Source organism: Oleiphilus sp. HI0117, from assembly GCF_001635235.1.
Window position 1 is genome coordinate 1 of the sequence record NZ_LWGA01000164.1, and the last position, 871, is coordinate 871.

Genomic DNA, 871 nt, shown 5'->3' on the forward strand with positions numbered 1-871 from the left:
TAATGCTTTCCAAGGGCCTAATCAAGGTTCTACGCTGGTTGAGATAGGCTGTAGCCGCAAGTAGGGTAATTCCCCCAGCACAGAGTAGAAATAAGCTAAAGAGAAATGTCTTGGTTTCTTTAAATGTCGGTATATTATGAAATTCCATAAATACCTCGTAAGGGCGCACGCGATTAAGCTCTGGGTTCAGTAGTTTGATGCGAGCATGATGAAAAAAACCGTCATCGCTAATTTGATGATTCTGGTTTTGTCCATTTGTGATGAAACGCTTCTAGGTTTCTAATTGGGCATTGTCGAGTGAATTATGAACATTTTGGCCAATATTTTCTTCTTGGCTGTCTGCGCTGATAATGCCACTTGCCTGTTCCACCGGGAGCAAGCGGGTCATGTCATTTCGTGCCGTTAAGGCTTTAACAATACGCCTTAAATTAGCTGTGTTAGCATTGGTTTCATTAGCGATAAGTAGCGTGTCTTGTATATGCTGGGCAATTATATTGCTTTCACGCTCTAATGTTCGCTCTGCGTGATAAGAGAATAATAGCGAGACGGACAGCAAAAATATCGTGCCAATAAGGATGCTTGGTATCGCTAACTTGAAGGATAGTGATGTAGTTAGCTTATTCATTTACGTTTGTTGCCACGTCAGTATATGCCCAGTGCTATTCAATGAGGTTAGGGGCTAGGCAATTGACTGATATGTGTCAGGAGTGTGCTGACGTCGATAATTGCTTCGTTAAAGCTTGCCCCTCCTTAAAAATAGCATAACTGTGCATTTTCGCCGTAAAAATGGAGGAATAATTCTTAGGGATAGATCGGTTTTCTTGAGCTATCAGCGTCAAGTGAGAGTGTTATTGCGTTATGAAAGCGGGAG

Annotated in this window: 1 protein-coding gene; it reads right to left on the bottom strand. The window is 42.0% G+C overall.

What is annotated here, in order from left to right; genetic code table 11:
- Positions 1-271: 271 nt before the first annotated feature.
- Positions 272-625 carry a hypothetical protein gene (locus tag A3757_RS02170; RefSeq protein WP_068510086.1) on the bottom strand — a complete coding sequence of 118 codons (354 nt, stop codon included), beginning with the start codon at positions 623-625 and terminating at the stop codon, positions 272-274.
- Positions 626-871 lie beyond the last annotated feature (246 nt).